The organism is Pseudomonas sp. TSO6 (genome assembly GCF_056098905.1).
The window spans coordinates 58,582-75,574 of record NZ_JBLZWV010000002.1 but is presented as its reverse complement, the minus strand read 5'-3'; the positions used below and the strand labels follow the sequence as shown (position 1 = coordinate 75,574).

Below are 16,993 nucleotides of genomic sequence, written 5' to 3'. Positions count from 1 at the left end.
AAAACAGAAAGGGCCCTTCGCAGGGCCCTTTTTTCATGTCTGATCGGTTTCAAACAAATGACAGCCATGCGAAGCTGGCGACAGCTGCGCAAAACAACTAAAGCTTTGAGTGAGCACTGAAAATTCTTCAAAAGCTCACGTATCTTTTCTTGGCCCGGTGGGCCAGTGCAACAGGGGGCCTTCGCCATGCTGACCCTGCTCAACCTGCTCTCAGCCGTGACGCTTCTGGTCTGGGGCACCCATATCGTGCGTACCGGCATCCTCCGGGTATTCGGCTCGAACCTGCGGCGCATCATCAGCCAGAACATGGACAAGCGACCGCTGGCGTTCATCGCCGGCATTCTGGTCACCGCCATGGTGCAGAGCAGTAACGCCACGGCCATGCTGGTCACATCTTTCGTCGGTCAGGGCCTGATGGCCATGACCCCGGCCCTGGCGATCATGCTGGGTGCCGATGTGGGTACCGCGCTGATGGCCCGTGTACTGACCTTCGACCTGTCGTGGCTGTCACCGCTGCTGATCTTCCTGGGTGTAATCTTCTTCCTCTCGCGCAAGCAGACACGGGCAGGCCAACTGGGCCGGGTTGGTATCGGGCTTGGCCTGATCATTCTGGCACTGGAGCTGATCGTGCAGGCAGCTGCGCCGATCACCCATGCCCAAGGCGTGAAAGTGCTGTTCGCTTCACTAACCGGCGACATCATGCTGGACGCCTTGGTCGGCGCCATGTTCGCCATGGTTTCCTATTCCAGCCTGGCCGCCGTGCTACTCACCGCAACGTTGGCAGGCGCCGAAGTCATCAGCCTGCCGGTGGCCATCGGCCTGGTGGTCGGCGCCAACATCGGCAGTGGCTTGCTGGCCTTCATCAGCACCAGCATGCAGAACACCGCCGGGCGCCGGGTGGCCTTGGGCAGCTTGCTGTACAAGCTGCTCGGCCTGGTGCTGATCATCCCGGTGCTGCACCCGTTGGTGGAGTGGATGGATTCGCTGAGCTTCAGCCCACAAGAGCTGGTCATCGGCTTCCACCTGCTCTACAACACACTGCGCTGCCTGCTGATGCTACCCACAGTCAAACTGATGGGCCGGCTGTGCAATACCCTGCTGCCCGAGCGCGAAGCCGGCAACGGACAAGTGCGCCCACGCCACCTCGACGCCTCGGCACTGGAAACGCCCAGCCTGGCCTTGGCCAACGCCTGCCGCGAAACCCTGCGCCTGGGCGATATCGTCGACAGCCTGCTCGAAGCCGTGCTCGGTGCCCTGCGCGGCACCCAGACCGCCCTGCCGCAGCAGGTCCGCGTCCTGGGCGAAGACGCCGAGGCCCTGTACAGCGCGATCAAGCTTTACCTGGCGCAAATGTCGCGCGAGGACCTCAGCGAGCCGGACAACCGCCGCTGGGCCGAGATCATCGAGCTTGCGATCAACCTCAAGCTGGCCTGCGACCTGATCGAGCGCATGCTACGCAAGGTCCAGCAGCAGAAAACCAGCCAGCGCCGGGAGTTTTCCCAGACAGGCCTGGAGGAGCTCACCGGCCTGCAGGAGCAATTACTGGCCAACCTGCGCCTGGGTCTGTCGGTGTTTCTCAGTGCCGACCCGGAGAGCGCCCGCTTGCTGCTGCGTGAAAAACGCCGTTTTCGCGCCCAGGAACGGCGCTTGGCGCACGCCCATGTCAGCCGCTTGCAGCGTAAGGTGGTGCAAAGTATCGAGACCAGTTCGCTACACTTGGAGCTGATTGCCGACATGAAGCGGTTGAACTCTTTGTTCTGCAGCAGTGCCTATGTGGTACTGGGCGGCTCGGACACCGGCGGCCTGATGCTCGACAGCGTGCCGGACGAAGCCCGTCTGCCCTGATTTTGCCTACCAGAGGATTCTCGCTCGCCCATGCGTTGCCTGATGTTCGTTTGCCTGCTGATCTGCAGCCTGCCCTCATTGGCCCTCGACCGCTCACGCGTTGAGGGCTACCTGCTGCCCAACGGCCTGCAGGTCATCCTGAAAGACGGCTACGAGCGTGACCATGTGGCGATCCGCCTGGTGGTCGGGGTCGGCCTGGACGACTTCGGCTGCGAGCAGAAAGAACTGCCGCACCTGCTTGAGCACCTGCTGTTCAGCGGCATCGACGAAACAGGCGAGGGCGGCCTGGAAGAGCGCTTGCAAACGCTGGGCGGCGAGTGGAACGCCTATACCAGCAGCGCCGACACCACCTTCGTGATCGAAGCCCCGGCGCGCAACCAGCGCAAGGTACTCGACCTGCTGCTGGCGGTCATCCGCGACACCCCTATCGATGCCAAGGCCCTTGCCACCGCCAAGCGCATCATCGAACGCGAAGATGGCGGCCATTATGGCCACCTGCAGCGCTGGCTCGACCGCCAGGACATCGGCCACCCCGCCAGCGATCAGCTGGCCACCGAGCTGGGCCTGAAATGCCCGGAGCGCTCCAATATCGACGACATGACCCTGGAGCAGGTGCAAGCCTTGCGTGACCGCTGGTACGCGGCCAACAACATGACCCTGATCATGGTCGGCGGCCTCGACCGGCTGCTGCCGGCTTATCTGGAACGCACCTTTGGCGAACTGCCAGCCACCGAACCGGAGGAGCGCCGCAACCTGGAGAGCATCACCCACCAGGCCGAACAACGTCGCGACCTGACCCGGGGCTGGCTGGGTGACAGCGTCAAACTGCACTGGCTGTTCATCGAGCCGGTGCTGGACAACGACCACCAGGCCACCCTCGACCTGCTGTCGCGCTACCTGGACTGGGCGCTGTACGACCAGCTACGCCTGCGCAACGGGCTGTCCTACGGTCCATCGGTGCAGCGCGAGAGCTTTGGCGACACCGGCCTGCTCAGCCTCAACGCCGACCTTGAGCGCGATGACATCGACAAGGCGGTAAAGGTAATGCAGGCCCTGTTCGAGCACCTGCGCAAGGAAGGCCTGGACCCGGACACCTTCGCCCGCATCAAGGACGCTAGCGTCGCCAAGGAGAGCTGGAGCACCCAAGGCAACAGCGCCCTGGCCGACTATTACTGGGGCGCGCTGAACGACTATACCGACGGGCGTTTTGCCAACCCGGTGCGCAAGCTGCGCCAGGTCAGCCTGGAACAGGCCAACGCGGCGCTGAAAGAACTGCTCAGGGAAGAGGGCTACCTGCGTATCGAGAAGCCGTTGCTTGGCTACAACGAGCTTTACGGGCTGGCCGCCTTGCTTGTGGGGCTGATCCTGGCGGCAGGGTTGCTGCGCTGGCGACGGCACGGGCCTGAACGGCCGAGTGGTGCTACACGGGAGCGGTGAATCGGCGGTATCCTTTTGCCAGTACCGGCCCCTTCGCGGGCGTTATCGCCGAACCCTGTGGGAGCGGGCAAGCCCGCGAAGGGGCCGTACAGCCACCTCATCCTTTCTGTTGTAGCCCCCAATGCCCCAAATCCCCCATATCGTCCAGCGCATCATCGAACTGCTCAAACGCTACCCCGGCATCATCGCGCTCGGCGGTTTCCTCTCCGGTATCGGCAGCTTCATCCTGGTCGACCGCCAGGCCGGCCTGGCCAGCTGGGTTGCCGTACTCATGCTGGTCAGCTGGGTCTGGCTGATGCTGGAAAACACCCTCACTGGCCTGTTCGCGCGCACCTTCAACCGCGAAATCCCACAGCCGCTGTTGCGCTACGCGACGCAGATGATCCACCAGGAAACGCTGTTCTTCGTGCTGCCGTTCTTCTTCATCACCACCACCTGGAACAGCGGCCAGCTGGTATTCACCGGCTTGCTCGGCGCCGCGGGCCTGATTTCGATCATCGACCCGTTGTACTACAAGTGGCTGGCACCGCGGCGCTGGCTGTTCCTGGCGCTGCATACCCTGACGCTGTTCGCCGCCCTGCTGACCGCACTGCCGATCATCCTGCATCTGACCACCGCGCAAAGCTTCAAGCTGGCCCTGATCGCGGCCATGGCCCTGTCGTTCCCCAGCCTGGCCAGCAGCTTCCCGATCAACAACTGGCGCCGCGCCGTGGCGCTGGTACTGGTTACCCTGTCGGTCGGTGCCGGGGGCTGGCTGCTGCGCTCCTGGGTACCGCCGGCCACCCTGTGGATGACCGAGGTGGCGGTGAGTACCGAAGTGCTGAACCGCCAGCCAGGCGAGTCGCTGGACGAGATTGCCGCCAGCCGCATCCGCAGCAGTGGCCTGTATGCCTACACCGCCATCAACGCACCCCGCGGCCTGAACGAGCGGATCTACCATGTGTGGCAAAAGGACGGTAAGGAAGTTGACCGCATCGCCCTGGACATCCACGGCGGGCGCAAGGAAGGCTACCGGGCCTGGACCCACAAGCAGAACTTCCCGCCAAACCCGGTGGGCAAATGGCAGGTCAGGGTGCTGACCGAAGATGGCCAGGTGATTGGCGTACTGCGCTTCAAGGTGGTCGACGACACACCGGCTGGAAGTTGAAATCCATGCCTTACGCGTTACCTGTGTAGGAGCAGCCTTGTGCTGCGAAGGGGCCTGTACCGCAAACCACTTTTGTGGGCGCTCACGGCCTCTTCGCAGCACAAGGCTGCTCCTACAGGTCACGATGCCGAACCAAGAGACAGCACATAATCACCAAACAGCCCATGTCTGCTGCGCTATGATCAGCCCCTAAGCCTTAGCGCCGAGTCAATTGCATGGAGCCTATGACCACCCCCAGCGCCACCCTGGACGCCAGCAGCCAACCGGCCTGCCTGCGCATAACCGGTGACTGGACCCTGGCGCACTACGCCAGCCTCAGGCGCGAGAGCGAGCAGCTGCGCGCGCAATACCCTGCCGACACCGTCGCCGATCTCAGCCAACTGGGCCGCCTGGACACCGCCGGGGCATCGCTTCTGGCCGAGCTGCTTGGCTCCGAGCGCCTGTCACACTGCACCGAAGACCTGCCCGAAGCCAGCCGCGCACTGCTCAAGAACGTCTACTGCTCGGTCCAGGACTACTGCATCCCGGTCAAGGAGCCCGAGCGCAACGTACTGCTGATGCTGCTGGAACGCATCGGCCGTGCCGTCGGCACCCTGTGGCAAGACTCCATGCAGTTGCTGGGCTTCATCGGGGTCATCCTCGAAACCCTGCTGCGCCGCGCCCTCACACCGCACCGCTGGCGCCTCACGCCGGTTGTTGCACATATCGAGCAGACCGGGCTGGACGCAGCCCCTATCGTCGCCTTGCTGACCTTCCTGGTAGGCGCGGTGGTGGCCTTCCTCGGTGCCACGGTGCTGGCCGCGTTCGGCGCGACCATTTTCACCGTCGACCTGGTGGCGTTCTCGTTCCTGCGCGAGTTCGCCGTGCTGCTGACCGCCATCCTCATGGCCGGCCGCACCGCCAGCGCCTTCACCGCGCAGATCGGCTCGATGAAGGCCAACGAAGAAATCGACGCCATCCGCACCCTGGGCCTGAACCCCATGGAGCTGCTGGTGGTGCCACGGGTACTGGCGTTGCTGATTACGCTGCCGTTGCTCACCTTCATCGCAATGATCTGCGGCATCGTCGGCGGCGCAGTGGTCTGCGCCCTGTCGCTGGACATCTCGCCGGCCATGTTCCTGTCGCTGCTGCAAAGCGATATCGGCGTGCAGCACTTTCTGGTGGGCCTGGCCAAGGCACCGTTCTTTGCCTTCCTGATCGCCGCCATCGGCTGCCTCGAAGGCTTCAAGGTCAGCGGCAGCGCCGAATCGGTGGGCGCACACACCACCTCGGCGGTGGTGCAGTCGATTTTCGTGGTCATCGTGCTGGACGCCGTGGCCGCCCTGTTCTTCATGGAGATGGGCTGGTGAATGACCGGGAAAAAGTGATCGAAGCCCGCGGCATCTGCAACCGCTTCGGCCCCCAGGTTGTGCATGAAAACCTGGACCTGGACCTGTACCGTGGCGAAATCCTCGCCGTGGTCGGCGGTTCGGGCAGCGGCAAGTCGGTACTGCTGCGCAGCATCATTGGCCTGCGCCGGCCCAATGAGGGGCTGATCAAGGTGTTCGGCCAAGACCTCGCGGGCCTGGGCGAAGAACAGCGCTCGCTAGTGGAACGGCGCTTCGGCGTGCTGTTCCAGAAGGGCGCGCTGTTCTCTTCGCTTACCGTCACCGAGAACGTAGCGTTGCCGTTGATCGAACACGCCGGGCTGTCCCGCGCCGATGCCGAGCACCTGGCCGGCGTGAAGCTGGCCCTGGCCGGGTTGCCCATTTCCGCCGCCGACAAGTACCCGTCCTCGCTGTCGGGGGGCATGATCAAGCGTGCAGCGCTGGCCCGCGCCCTGGCCCTGGACCCGGACATCCTGTTCCTCGACGAGCCCACCGCCGGCCTGGACCCGATCGGCGCCGCCGCGTTCGACCAATTGATCCTGACCCTGCGCGATGCCCTGGGCCTGTCAGTGTTCCTGATCACCCACGACCTCGACACCCTTTACACCATTACCGACCGCATCGCGGTGCTGTCGCAGAAAAAGGTCCTGGTGGCCGGCCCGCTGGCCGAGGTCGAACAGACCGACGACGCCTGGATCAAAGAATACTTTCACGGCCCCCGCGGGCGCGCGGCCGAACAGGCCGCCACCCGTGCCGGGCAGGAGCGCTGAGCAATGGAAACCCGAGCCCATCACGTTCTTATCGGCCTGGTCACCGTCCTGGTGGTGGCTGGTGCCATGCTGTTCGGCCTTTGGCTGACCAAGTCCAGTGTCGATGACGCGTTCAAGGATTACGAAGTGGTGTTCAACGAAGCCGTTTCCGGCCTGTCGCGCGGCAGCCCGGTGCAGTACAACGGCATCAAGGTGGGCGATGTATCCACCCTGCGACTGGACCCGAAAGACCCGCGCCGGGTACTGGCCCGGGTGCGCCTGAGCGGCGACACCCCAGTAAAAGAAGACACCCAGGCCAAGTTGACCCTGGCCGGCGTGACAGGCAACTCGTTCATCCAGCTCAGCGGCGGCACCCCGCAAAGCCCGGAACTGAAAGGCAAGGATGGCAAGCTGCCGGTGATCATTGCCTCGCCGTCGCCGATCTCGCGACTGCTCAACGACAGCAGTGACCTGGTCACCAACATCAACCTGCTGCTGCACAACGCCAACCAGATGTTCTCCGAGGACAACATCGGCCACCTCAGCAGCACCCTGGCCAACCTCGACAAGACCACGGGTGCCTTCGCCGGCCAGCACGGCAGCATCGCCCAGGCCATCGAGCAACTGGTGCAGGTGGGCAAACAGGCCAGTGCCACGTTGGCCGAAACCCAGGCACTGATGCGCAATGCCAACGGCCTGCTGGCCAGCGATGGCAAGCAGGCAATCGGCAGTGCCGAACAGGCCATGCAGTCACTGGCCGAAAGCACTGCCACCATCAACAACTTGCTGAAAAACAACAGCGAGGCCATCGGCGACGGCGCCCAGGGCCTGAACCAGCTCACCCCAGCCATTCGCGAGCTGCGCGAAACCCTCAACGCGCTCAAAGGCATTTCCCGGCAACTGGAGGCCGACCCGAGCGGCTACCTGCTCGGCCGCGACAACAACAAGGAGTTCCAGCCATGAAACCGTCGTTGCGCCTGCTGGCCCTGGCGGCCGCGCTGAGCCTGGCAAGTGCCTGCTCGATCCTGCCCAAGACCGAACCCGTCGACCTCTATCGCCTGCCGGTAAACCAGCCCAGCCGCACGGCGGCGCCGCTGGATTGGTCCTTGCGCCTGAACAAGCCGCTGGCCAGTGAAGTGCTGGCGGGGCCGCGCATTGCCGTCATCCCCCAGGGCGATGTGGTCAGCAGTTACAAGGGCGCGCGCTGGAGCGATGCCGCCCCGGTGCTGCTGCGCAACCGCCTGCTCGATGGTTTCCAGCGTGACGGCCAGGTGCAGCGCCTGAGCGCCGACGACAGCAACCTGCAGGCCGACTACGAGCTGGCTGGCGAGCTGCAGGCGTTTCAGAGTGAATACCGCCCGGGCGGGGCAGTGGAGGTGGTGATCCGCTACGACGCGCGTCTGGTCCAGGGCCGCGACCAGCGCATCCTGGCCAGCAAGCGCTTCGAGATCCGCCAGCCGCTGGCCGAAAAGCAGGTGTCAGCGGTGGTCGCCGGCTTTGGTCAGGCCAGCGACCAGCTGGTGGGGCAGGTGGTGGGCTGGACCATTGGCCAGGCCAACCAGGCTCAACTGAAGGTTCAGGCGAAGAACCAGTAGCAGACGAAGATCGCCGCAATCACCCCGGACAACTCGGCCAGCAGTGCGCAACCCACCGCATGGCGCACGCGCTGGATGCCCACGGCGCCAAAGTACACGGCCAGTACGTAGAAGGTGGTTTCGGTGCTGCCCTGAATCGTTGCCGCTACCAGGGCCGGGAAGCTATCCACGCCTTGGGTCTGCATGGTCTCGATCAGCATGGCCCGAGCTGCGCTGCCGGAGAACGGCTTGACCAGCGCGGTGGGCAGGCCCTCGACGAAGCGGGTATCCAGGCCCATCCAGTTCACCGCATGGCGGATACCGTCCAGGGCCAGCTCCAGGGCGCCAGAGGCGCGCAGCACACCCACCGCCACCAGCATCGCCACCAGGTACGGCAGCAGGTTCTTAGCCACGTCGAAGCCTTCCTTGGCGCCTTCGACAAAGGCTTCATACACCTTCACCCGCCTCATGGCACCAATCACCAGGAACAGCATGATCACGCCAAACAGCGTGAGGTTGCCCAGGATCGATGACAGGCTAGCCAGCGCGGCGGCCGACAGGGTGCCAAGAAAGGCCATGAAACCGCCCAGCAGCAAAGCGCCGGGGATGAAGTAGGCAAGCACCACCGGGTCCCACAGACGCAAACGCTGCATCACAGCCACCGACAGCAGGCCGACCAGGGTCGAAACGCTGGTCGCCAGGAGGATTGGCAGGAACACCATGGTCGGGTCAGGCGCGCCCTGCTGGGCCCGGTACATGAAGATGGTGACCGGCAGCAGCGTCAGCGACGAGGCGTTGAGCACCAGGAACAGGATCTGCGCGTTGCTCGCGGTGGTGCTGCTGGGGTTCAGCTCCTGCAGTGCGCGCATGGCCTTCAGGCCAATCGGCGTGGCGGCGTTGTCCAGGCCCAGGCCGTTGGCGGCAAAGTTCATGGTGATCAGGCCCAGGGCAGGGTGGCCTGGCGGTACCTCAGGCATCAGGCGGGCAAACAGCGGGCCCAGCACCTTGGCCAACCATTCGACGATACCGGCCTTCTCGGCGATCTTCAGAAAGCCCAGCCACAGGGTCAGGGTGCCGAACAGCAGTACCATCACCTCGACCGAAAGCTTGGCCATGGCGAAGATGCTTTCGACCATTGCCGCGAAGATGCCAGCGTTGCCGCCTACCAGCCATTGGGCCAGGGCGGACACCGCCGCCACCAGGAAAAAGCCAAGCCAAAGGCCGTTGAGCATCCGTGTGTTCCCCCTGAAAAATGCCCGAATGATAGCGTATCGCAGCCCCTGACTGGCGATCTCAGGCGAGGGCTGCGCCCTCGTATCGCGACACAAGGCCGCTCCCACAAAGATCGGCGAACGCCAGCCCTTGTGGGAGCGGCCTTGCGTCGCGATAGGGCCGCAACGCGGCCCCAAGATCTCACAGACAACAAAAAGCCCCGACAGGTCGGGGCTATTTATCAATCAGCGGTCAGGCTCAGCGCTTGGCGGTTTCGCCAGCGACGACAGCTTCCTTTTTGTCGGCCATCAGCGAGGCGTAGTACTTCTCGCCCTTGGCCGCGTCGTACATGCCTTCCCAACGGGCGATGACCAGTGCAGCCAAGGCGTTGCCCACCACGTTCAGTGCGGTACGGGCCATGTCCATGATGCGGTCGACGCCAGCGATGAAGGCCAGGCCTTCCAGCGGGATGCCCACGCTGCCCAGGGTAGCCAGCAGGACCACGAACGATACGCCCGGCACGCCAGCGATGCCTTTGGAGGTGACCATCAGGGTCAGCACCAGCAGCAGCTGCTGGCTCCACGACAGGTCGATACCGTACAGCTGGGCGATGAAGATGGCCGCGATGCTCTGGTACAGGGTGGAACCGTCAAGGTTGAAGGAGTAGCCGGTCGGTACCACGAACGAGCAGATCGACTTCGGCGCGCCGTACTTTTCCATTTTCTCGATCACGCGCGGCAGCACGGTTTCGGAGCTGGAGGTGGAGTAGGCCAGGATCAGCTCATCTTTCATGATGCGCATGATCTTGATCACCGAGAAGCCGAACACGCGGGCCACCAGGCCCAGCACCATGAAGGCGAAGAAGGCGATGGCGAAGTACACCAGCAGTACCAGCTTGGCCAGCGGCAGCAGCGAGCTGAAGCCGAAGTTGGCCACGGTCACGGCGATCAGGGCGAACACGCCGATCGGGGCGTAGTTCATGATCATGTGGGTGACCTTGAACATGGTTTCCGAGACGGCCTGGAAGGTGCGTACCAGTGGGTCGCGCAGTTCTGCCTGCAGGCTCGAAAGGCCCAGGCCGAACATGACCGAGAAGAAGATGATCGGCAGCATTTCGCCACGCATCAGCGCTGCGAAGATGTTCGACGGGATCAGATTCAGCAGGGTTTCGATGAACGCGTGCTCATGCTGCACCTCAGCCGCAGTGGCCTGGTACTTGGAGATGTCCACGGTACCCAGGGTGCTCATGTCGATACCGGCGCCCGGGTGGAACAGGTTGGCCAGCACCAAACCCACGACGATGGCGATGGTGGTCACCACTTCGAAGTAGATGATGGTCTTCAGGCCGATGCTGCCCAGTTTCTTCGCATCGCCAACCCCGGCGATACCCACGATCAGCGACGAAATCACGATCGGGACGACGATCATCTTGATCAGGCGAATGAAGATGTCACCGGCGGGCTGGAGGACGTTGCTGATCCACCAGGCCTTTTCCGCGCTGAAGTGGTTCAGCAGCGCGCCGATTGCAACGCCCAGGACCAGACCGATAACGATCTGCCAGGCGAGGCTCAGTTTTGCCTTCTTCATGTCTTTACCCTTTGTTCTAGTGGTCATGGCACCGGACGAAAACGCCCGTGACAGAGCCATTGGCCAGGTCACGGGCAGCAAATCAATCCATCCGGCGACTTCATGTAAGGACAGCGCAGGCGAGCGACAGGGCGCTCTGGCCAGCGAAAAAGGCGGCAACTATTGCGATGGCAAGGGGGGAAATCTAATGCCGGAAACGCATACCCCATACCGTTTTCGCATACTGGTTCGCACGAAAATAGGGCGCTCGCAAGTGCTTGATTTATAACGTTCGGATTCCCGAACAAGACCAAACCGCCATATTTAGGCAGATTTGACGGTATGGGATGGGGATGGAAGATGGCCTGTTCGACAATCCGAATGGCGGAAATGACACTTGAAGACGCGTCATTGAAGTCAAAAAAAATTGACGTGCGGTCGAGACAAAATGTGTCTCAAGGTAAAAATCGCGCAAGAGAAGAGGCGTTTTCTGCAGGGCTCCTCGGAAGCCAGATCGGCTCAGGTATCCTTATGACACCGCCGACCTGAGACTTCCGATTCCGCCTTTCCTGACCCGGCCCATCGCTGGAGGCACTCCCTGTACCCCTAGGCCACTCCGATCCTGCAACAATCAGAACAGCCCGGCCCCTTGGTCATGTGCTGCCCCTCCTCGGGGCGGCGCATCATAGAAGGCTGAAATATAGAAAGGTTCAGCTTCTATTACGTGACAGTCGGTGACCTTTCATCTGTACCGGCAACAAATACTCAGTACCAGTTCGAGTCACGCTTGAGCTGCTCCTGCAGCATTGCCTTCATGCCGTCGTCGGGTTCGCCCAGCCAGCGGTACTGCGCATGGCGTGTGGGCGACTTGTCACTCGGCAAGCCTTCGGGTACCTCCACGAGCATCCCGTAGGCATCATCCTTGTCCCAGCTGAATGCAACGATCAGCCGCTTGTAGGTGCAGTTGTCCTGCGACTCGCACAGCGGGCCTACCAGATACTTGTCGCCATCTTCGGTCACGGCGGACATCTGCTGCTGGGCACTGCCGGTCAGGTTGACCACCCAATCAGGCAGGCGTTCCTCGCCCTTGATTGTGTCCTGCCAGGTTTCCCGGTACTCCGGGTCCGACCCGAGCAACTGGTCGACCCGGACCTGGCCGTCATTGGCCGCAATCGCCGCCGCACTGCCACCCATCAGCAGGGCGGCAGCCAGGGCTGTTGAAAGCATCCTGCTCATCTTCAACCTCGTCCACGTCCAAAGAAGAAGGAGGCTACGAACAGCACCAGGAAGACAATGAACAGGATCTTCGCGATACCCGTCGCAGCGCCGGCGATACCACCGAAGCCCAGTACGGCAGCGACAATGGCGATGATGAGGAAAGTGATAGCCCAACTCAGCATGGTGGTTCTCCTTTCTTTTTCAGAATCGGTCCGGATCGGCAGGTCAGAAGACCCAACGGTCCTGTGGTACGACATTTTCCAAGGTGGCCGGGGAGGCAGTCGCCTGGCCAGCGGGCAGCGGGTCAGCGGCCTTGACCAAGGTATTGGCACGGGTTGCCTGAATCTGCGTCAACAGTGCAGTCTGCGCTGCTACCTGCTCAGCCAGGCGCGCGGTCTGCCAGCTGTAATAAAAGAGGCCAGCGGCCAAGGTCAGCAGCAGCGCCATGCCGAGTGTCAGCATCTGGCGCAGGGGCAGTGCGGCGATCTGCGAGCGATTGACGGATTGGCGGTTCATGCCGGCTCCTCCTGCTGTAATTTTTGTTCAAACCTGAACAGGTAATTGCAGCCTGCATGCCAGCCTTGCTAATTAAATAAAATCCTTATAAATCAATTATTTAACAAGATAGCGGAGGGACCCCAAGCACGTATCCTGCACGATGGGGCCTGTGGGGTCGTGCGAATTGCACGATCAGCCTTCCACCTTGGTCGCCACCTTGAGCAAGTCGGCATCCACACCGCGTACACCGATGATCTGCCGGGCGATCTCCACGGCGATGGTTTTCTGCTCAGCGCTGACTACCTCGCCCGACAGCCGCACCATCCCCGCTTCGCTGGCTACTTTCAGGTTCAGGCCATCGAGATTGCGGCTGAAGCGGTAGCTGTTCTGGATCTTGTCGATGATCCAGCTGTCACTCGGCTGCGGCCCGGTTGGCGCGCCCACTGGCATTTCCCGCGCCTTGGCCATGGCCGCGGTATCCAGGCTGACCAGGTTGTTGACCAGGTGTACGCCGTCGGTGGTACGTGCCACCACGCCTGCCAGCTCCTTGGCTTCGGCACTGTCGACCCTGCCGCGCAACGTCACCACGCCGTCACTGCTTTGTACTTCTATAGGGGCCTTTTCGGTGGTGCGGCTCCACAACAGCCGGGCACGGATCACCGCCGCCAGGGTGGCGTCCTGCAGGCGTTGGGCGTAGGCACGTAGCTCCAGCGGGCGCTCAACCAGTTGGGCATTGACCTGCAGCTGGTTCTCCACCTGTTCGATGCCCCGGGTAGCCCGCGCCACATCTTCAGCCAGCTGCCGCTCGACCTCGTTCTCCACCTCACCTGAAAGCCGCGCCTGCTTGCCGTCCACTTCTACCTTGATACGAAATGGGTTGAGCATGCGGTTCAATGACAGCGCGGTTTGCAGGGCGCCTTCCAGGCGCGCGTCCTGCACAGGGTCGGCGAAGGCCGGGGTAAAGATTGGCAGCAGGGTGGCTGCCAAAACAGCTGTACGCAGGTAAAAGGGCATGGCAGTGCCTCCTTCGTAGGCAAAATCTGAAAATCATCGCAACCAATGTGCCACAGCGTGCCTCTAAGCAAATCATTGGAATATCGCGGTCTGCAGGCATCATTTGGCCATTGGCTAGCATGCAAAGGACAGAATCCTTCAGAATTGACCATGCAACTTGCCCGATTTTTCCCACACTATATGAAGATCTATCCTTAAGGAGCGCAGGAAATGGAATCAGCCCAGGACAACCAAGGCCGCATTCTGCTGGTGGATGACGAGTCCGCGATCCTGCGCACCTTCCGCTATTGCCTGGAAGACGAGGGCTATAGCGTGGCCACGGCCAACAGCGCCGCCCAGGCCGAAACCTTGCTGCAGCGCCAGGTATTCGACCTGTGCTTCCTCGATTTACGCCTGGGCGAGGACAACGGCCTCGACGTACTGGCGCAGATGCGCATCCAGGCACCCTGGATGCGCGTTGTGATTGTCACCGCGCACTCGGCGATCGACACGGCGGTGGACGCCATCCAGGCCGGCGCCGCCGACTACCTGGTCAAGCCCTGCAGCCCCGACCAGCTGCGCCTGGCCACCGCCAAGCAGCTGGAAGTGCGCCAGCTTTCCGCGCGCCTGGAGGCACTGGAAGGTGAAGTGCGCAAACCCAAGGATGGCCTCGACTCGCACACACCGGCCATGATGGCGGTGCTGGAAACCGCCCGCCAGGTCGCCACCACCGACGCCAACATCCTCATCCTGGGCGAGTCCGGCACCGGCAAAGGCGAGCTGGCCCGAGCCATCCATGGCTGGAGCAAGCGTGCACGCAAAGCCTGCGTGACCATCAACTGCCCGTCGCTGAATGCCGAGCTGATGGAAAGCGAACTGTTCGGCCACACCCGCGGCGCCTTCACCGGCGCCAGCGAAAGTACCCTTGGGCGGGTCAGCCAGGCCGACGGGGGCACGCTTTTTCTTGACGAGATCGGCGATTTTCCGCTGACCTTGCAGCCCAAGTTGCTGCGGTTCATTCAGGACAAGGAATACGAGCGCGTCGGTGACCCGGTTACCCGGCGCGCCGATGTACGCATTCTGGCCGCCACCAACCTCAACCTCGAAGAGATGGTGCGAGAAAGCCGCTTCCGCGAAGACCTGCTGTACCGCCTCAATGTCATTACCTTGCACTTGCCGCCCCTGCGCGAGCGCAGCGAGGACATCCTGACCCTGGCTGACCGCTTCCTCGCCCGCTTTGTCAAGGAATACTCCCGCCCCGCCCGGGGCTTCAGCGACGAAGCACGCTCGGCCCTGCTCAACTACCGCTGGCCCGGCAACATTCGCGAACTGCGTAACGTGGTAGAGCGGGCCAGCATCATCTGCCCGCAGGAACGTGTGGAAATCAGCCACCTGGGCATGGGCGAACAGCCTGCCGGCAATGCCCCGCGCGTGGGCGCCGCACTGAGCCTGGATGAGCTGGAGCGCGCCCATATCGGCGCGGTGCTGGCCGCCAGCGATACCTTGGACCAAGCCGCCAAGACCTTGGGTATCGACGCTTCCACGCTGTACCGCAAGCGCAAGCAGTACAACCTATGAAGTGGCCACCCATGAAGCTGCGCACGCGGCTTTTCCTCAGCATCTCGGCGCTGGTCACGGTGGCCTTGCTCGGGCTTATGCTGGGCCTGTTCAGCGTGCTGCAAATGGCCACGGTGCAACAGCGGCTGGTACAGGAGACCACTCACGCCCTGGAAGTGGGCCTGAAGTTGCGGCAGAACCTTGGCGAACAGCTCACCCTGATCCTTGACGAAGGCACGGCGCCGGAGAGCCTGCGGGTGCTGCAGGACAACTTCCAGGCCCTGCTCAATCAAGGCCTGGAGCAAGGCGGTGAGCGCACCGGTTTCAGCAAGGCCAGCAGCAATTACCAGACGTTCCTCCAGGCCTATCGCGACAGCGCCGCACCCGCTCGCAGCATGGGTATCGACCAACCGCTGGGTGCGGCCTTCAACCAGGTGCGTACCGACCTGATCGACTCCCACAAGCAGGCCCTGGACCTGATCACCCGTAGCGAGGAACGCACCCGGGACCGCGCCTTGCTGGTCAGTGGTGTGCTTGGCCTGATGGGCCTGGTGGTGCTGGTACTGGGCTTTATTACCGCGCACAACATCGCCCGGCGGTTCGGCCAGCCGATCGAAGCCTTGGCCATCGCGGCCGACCAACTGGGCAAAGGTAATTTCGACGTCACCCTGCCCGTCACCCAGGCCACCGAGCTGAACCAGCTGACCCGCCGCTTCGGCCTCATGGCCGATGCCTTGCGCAAGCATCAGGCCACCAACGTCGACGAGCTGCTGGCCGGCCAGCAGCGGCTGCAGGCCGTGCTCGACAGCATCGACGACGGCCTGCTGATCATCGACCACCAAGGCCGCCTGGAGCACCTCAACCCGGTGGCGCAACGCCAACTGGGCTGGAACCACAGCCGCGTGGGCAGCAGCCTGGCCGAGGCCCTGCAGCGCCCGGAACTGGAGCAGCAGCTGCGCCAGGTGCTGCGCGGCGGCAGCCTGGACCGGCCGCCGGACGACTTGAACATGGAGGTCGATGAAGAAGCGCGCCTGCTCACCTACAGCCTGACCCCGGTCAGCCACCCGCAGGGCCCGATCCTTGGCGCGGTGATGGTGCTGCACGATGTGACCGAGCAGCGGGCATTCGAACGCGTGCGCAGCGAGTTCGTGCTACGTGCCTCCCACGAGCTACGCACCCCGGTCACCGGCATGCACATGGCATTCGGCCTGTTGCGCGAGCGGGTCAAGTTCCCTGCCGAGGCGCGCGAAAACGACCTGCTGGAAACCATCGGCGAAGAAATGCAGCGCCTGACCCAGCTGATCAACGACCTGCTCAACTTCTCCCGCTACCAGAGCGGGCTGCAGAAACTCGATCTGGCCCCCTGCGCCCTTGACGAACTGCTGGAGCGGGCGCAACTGCGTTTTGCCGAGCAGGCGGCACACAAGCAGATCGAGTTGACCAAGGAGCTGGAACCGCCGCTGCCGCGCCTGCGGGCTGATGCTGCCCAGCTGGACCGGGTGCTGGACAACCTGCTGCACAACGCCATCCGCCATACCGCCAACGGCGGGCGTATCCGTTTGCATGCAAGACGGCATGCGGAGCGGGTGATCATCAGTGTCGAGGACAACGGCGAGGGCATTGCCTACGGGCAGCAGGGGCGCATCTTCGAGCCCTTCGTGCAGGTAGGCCGCAAGAAAGGGGGCGCAGGGCTGGGGCTGGCGTTGTGCAAAGAAATCGTGCAGCTGCATGGCGGGCGGATGGGTGTGTTTTCCCGGCCCGGGCAGGGGACCCAGTTCTATATGGCGCTGCCGGTTTGACAGTCGCCTGCACCGGCCTCACCGCCGGGCA

General features: G+C 63.0%; 15 protein-coding genes. 9 read left to right on the top strand and 6 right to left on the bottom strand.

Features of this window, described 5'->3' with window-relative positions; genetic code table 11:
• Positions 1-186 precede the first annotated feature (186 nt).
• From ACN6NG_RS00420 to ACN6NG_RS00390, 7 genes are all read left to right on the top strand, one after another.
• On the top strand, positions 187-1,845 hold the full coding sequence (locus ACN6NG_RS00420) for a Na/Pi cotransporter family protein (protein WP_353457121.1): 1,659 nt from the start codon (positions 187-189) through the stop codon (positions 1,843-1,845).
• A 30-nt stretch (positions 1,846-1,875) separates the two neighbouring features.
• Positions 1,876-3,282, top strand: a complete 1,407-nt coding sequence (locus ACN6NG_RS00415; protein WP_353457122.1) for a M16 family metallopeptidase — start codon at positions 1,876-1,878, stop codon at positions 3,280-3,282.
• Positions 3,283-3,403: 121 nt separating this feature from the next.
• Positions 3,404-4,429 carry a DUF5924 family protein gene (locus ACN6NG_RS00410; RefSeq protein ID WP_061202786.1) on the top strand — a complete coding sequence of 342 codons (1,026 nt, stop codon included), beginning with the start codon at positions 3,404-3,406 and terminating at the stop codon, positions 4,427-4,429.
• Positions 4,430-4,644: 215 nt separating this feature from the next.
• The gene (locus ACN6NG_RS00405) at positions 4,645-5,778 is read left to right on the top strand and encodes an ABC transporter permease (RefSeq protein ID WP_041167477.1); all 1,134 of its coding nucleotides are present in this window, start codon (positions 4,645-4,647) and stop codon (positions 5,776-5,778) included.
• Positions 5,775-6,566 carry an ABC transporter ATP-binding protein gene (locus ACN6NG_RS00400; protein ID WP_474312725.1) on the top strand — a complete coding sequence of 264 codons (792 nt, stop codon included), beginning with the start codon at positions 5,775-5,777 and terminating at the stop codon, positions 6,564-6,566. The genes ACN6NG_RS00405 and ACN6NG_RS00400 overlap by 4 nt, the downstream gene beginning before the upstream one ends.
• A gap of 3 nt (positions 6,567-6,569) precedes the next feature.
• The gene (locus tag ACN6NG_RS00395; protein ID WP_016497434.1) at positions 6,570-7,508 is read left to right on the top strand and encodes an MlaD family protein; all 939 of its coding nucleotides are present in this window, start codon (positions 6,570-6,572) and stop codon (positions 7,506-7,508) included.
• Entirely contained in the window at positions 7,505-8,140 is a 636-nt protein-coding gene (locus ACN6NG_RS00390; protein ID WP_259140783.1) for an ABC-type transport auxiliary lipoprotein family protein, read from the top strand. The genes ACN6NG_RS00395 and ACN6NG_RS00390 overlap by 4 nt, the downstream gene beginning before the upstream one ends.
• Here the strand turns inward: ACN6NG_RS00390 and ACN6NG_RS00385 are convergent.
• The 6 genes from ACN6NG_RS00385 to ACN6NG_RS00360 all read right to left on the bottom strand — a co-directional run bounded on the left by ACN6NG_RS00385 (position 8,122) and on the right by ACN6NG_RS00360 (position 13,627).
• Positions 8,122-9,351, bottom strand: a complete 1,230-nt coding sequence (locus ACN6NG_RS00385) for a nucleoside recognition domain-containing protein (protein WP_043198682.1) — start codon at positions 9,349-9,351, stop codon at positions 8,122-8,124. The two genes, ACN6NG_RS00390 and ACN6NG_RS00385, sit on opposite strands and share 19 nt — an antisense overlap.
• Before the next feature lie 238 nt (positions 9,352-9,589).
• Positions 9,590-10,918, bottom strand: coding sequence for a glutamate/aspartate:proton symporter GltP (gltP, locus tag ACN6NG_RS00380; protein ID WP_016497431.1), 1,329 nt, complete (start codon positions 10,916-10,918; stop codon positions 9,590-9,592).
• A gap of 744 nt (positions 10,919-11,662) precedes the next feature.
• Positions 11,663-12,133, bottom strand: coding sequence for an inhibitor of vertebrate lysozyme family protein (locus ACN6NG_RS00375; RefSeq protein WP_474312722.1), 471 nt, complete (start codon positions 12,131-12,133; stop codon positions 11,663-11,665).
• Between the two features lie 2 nt (positions 12,134-12,135).
• Positions 12,136-12,297 (bottom strand): DUF1328 domain-containing protein, encoded by a 162-nt coding sequence (locus ACN6NG_RS00370; RefSeq protein WP_003252966.1) that lies wholly within the window; start codon positions 12,295-12,297, stop codon positions 12,136-12,138.
• Positions 12,298-12,340: 43 nt separating this feature from the next.
• Positions 12,341-12,631 carry a hypothetical protein gene (locus ACN6NG_RS00365; protein ID WP_049273081.1) on the bottom strand — a complete coding sequence of 97 codons (291 nt, stop codon included), beginning with the start codon at positions 12,629-12,631 and terminating at the stop codon, positions 12,341-12,343.
• Positions 12,632-12,805: 174 nt separating this feature from the next.
• The gene (locus ACN6NG_RS00360; protein ID WP_063424560.1) at positions 12,806-13,627 is read right to left on the bottom strand and encodes a BON domain-containing protein; all 822 of its coding nucleotides are present in this window, start codon (positions 13,625-13,627) and stop codon (positions 12,806-12,808) included.
• Between the two features lie 210 nt (positions 13,628-13,837).
• Here ACN6NG_RS00360 and algB point away from each other — a divergent pair, with 210 nt between their 5' ends.
• A complete protein-coding gene (gene algB, locus ACN6NG_RS00355) occupies positions 13,838-15,184 on the top strand; it encodes a sigma-54-dependent response regulator transcription factor AlgB (RefSeq protein WP_016497427.1) in 1,347 nt (448 codons plus the stop codon).
• The gene (locus ACN6NG_RS00350) at positions 15,181-16,962 is read left to right on the top strand and encodes a KinB sensor domain-containing domain (RefSeq protein ID WP_353457124.1); all 1,782 of its coding nucleotides are present in this window, start codon (positions 15,181-15,183) and stop codon (positions 16,960-16,962) included. Before algB ends, ACN6NG_RS00350 begins: the two co-directional genes overlap by 4 nt.
• Positions 16,963-16,993: the final 31 nt, after the last annotated feature.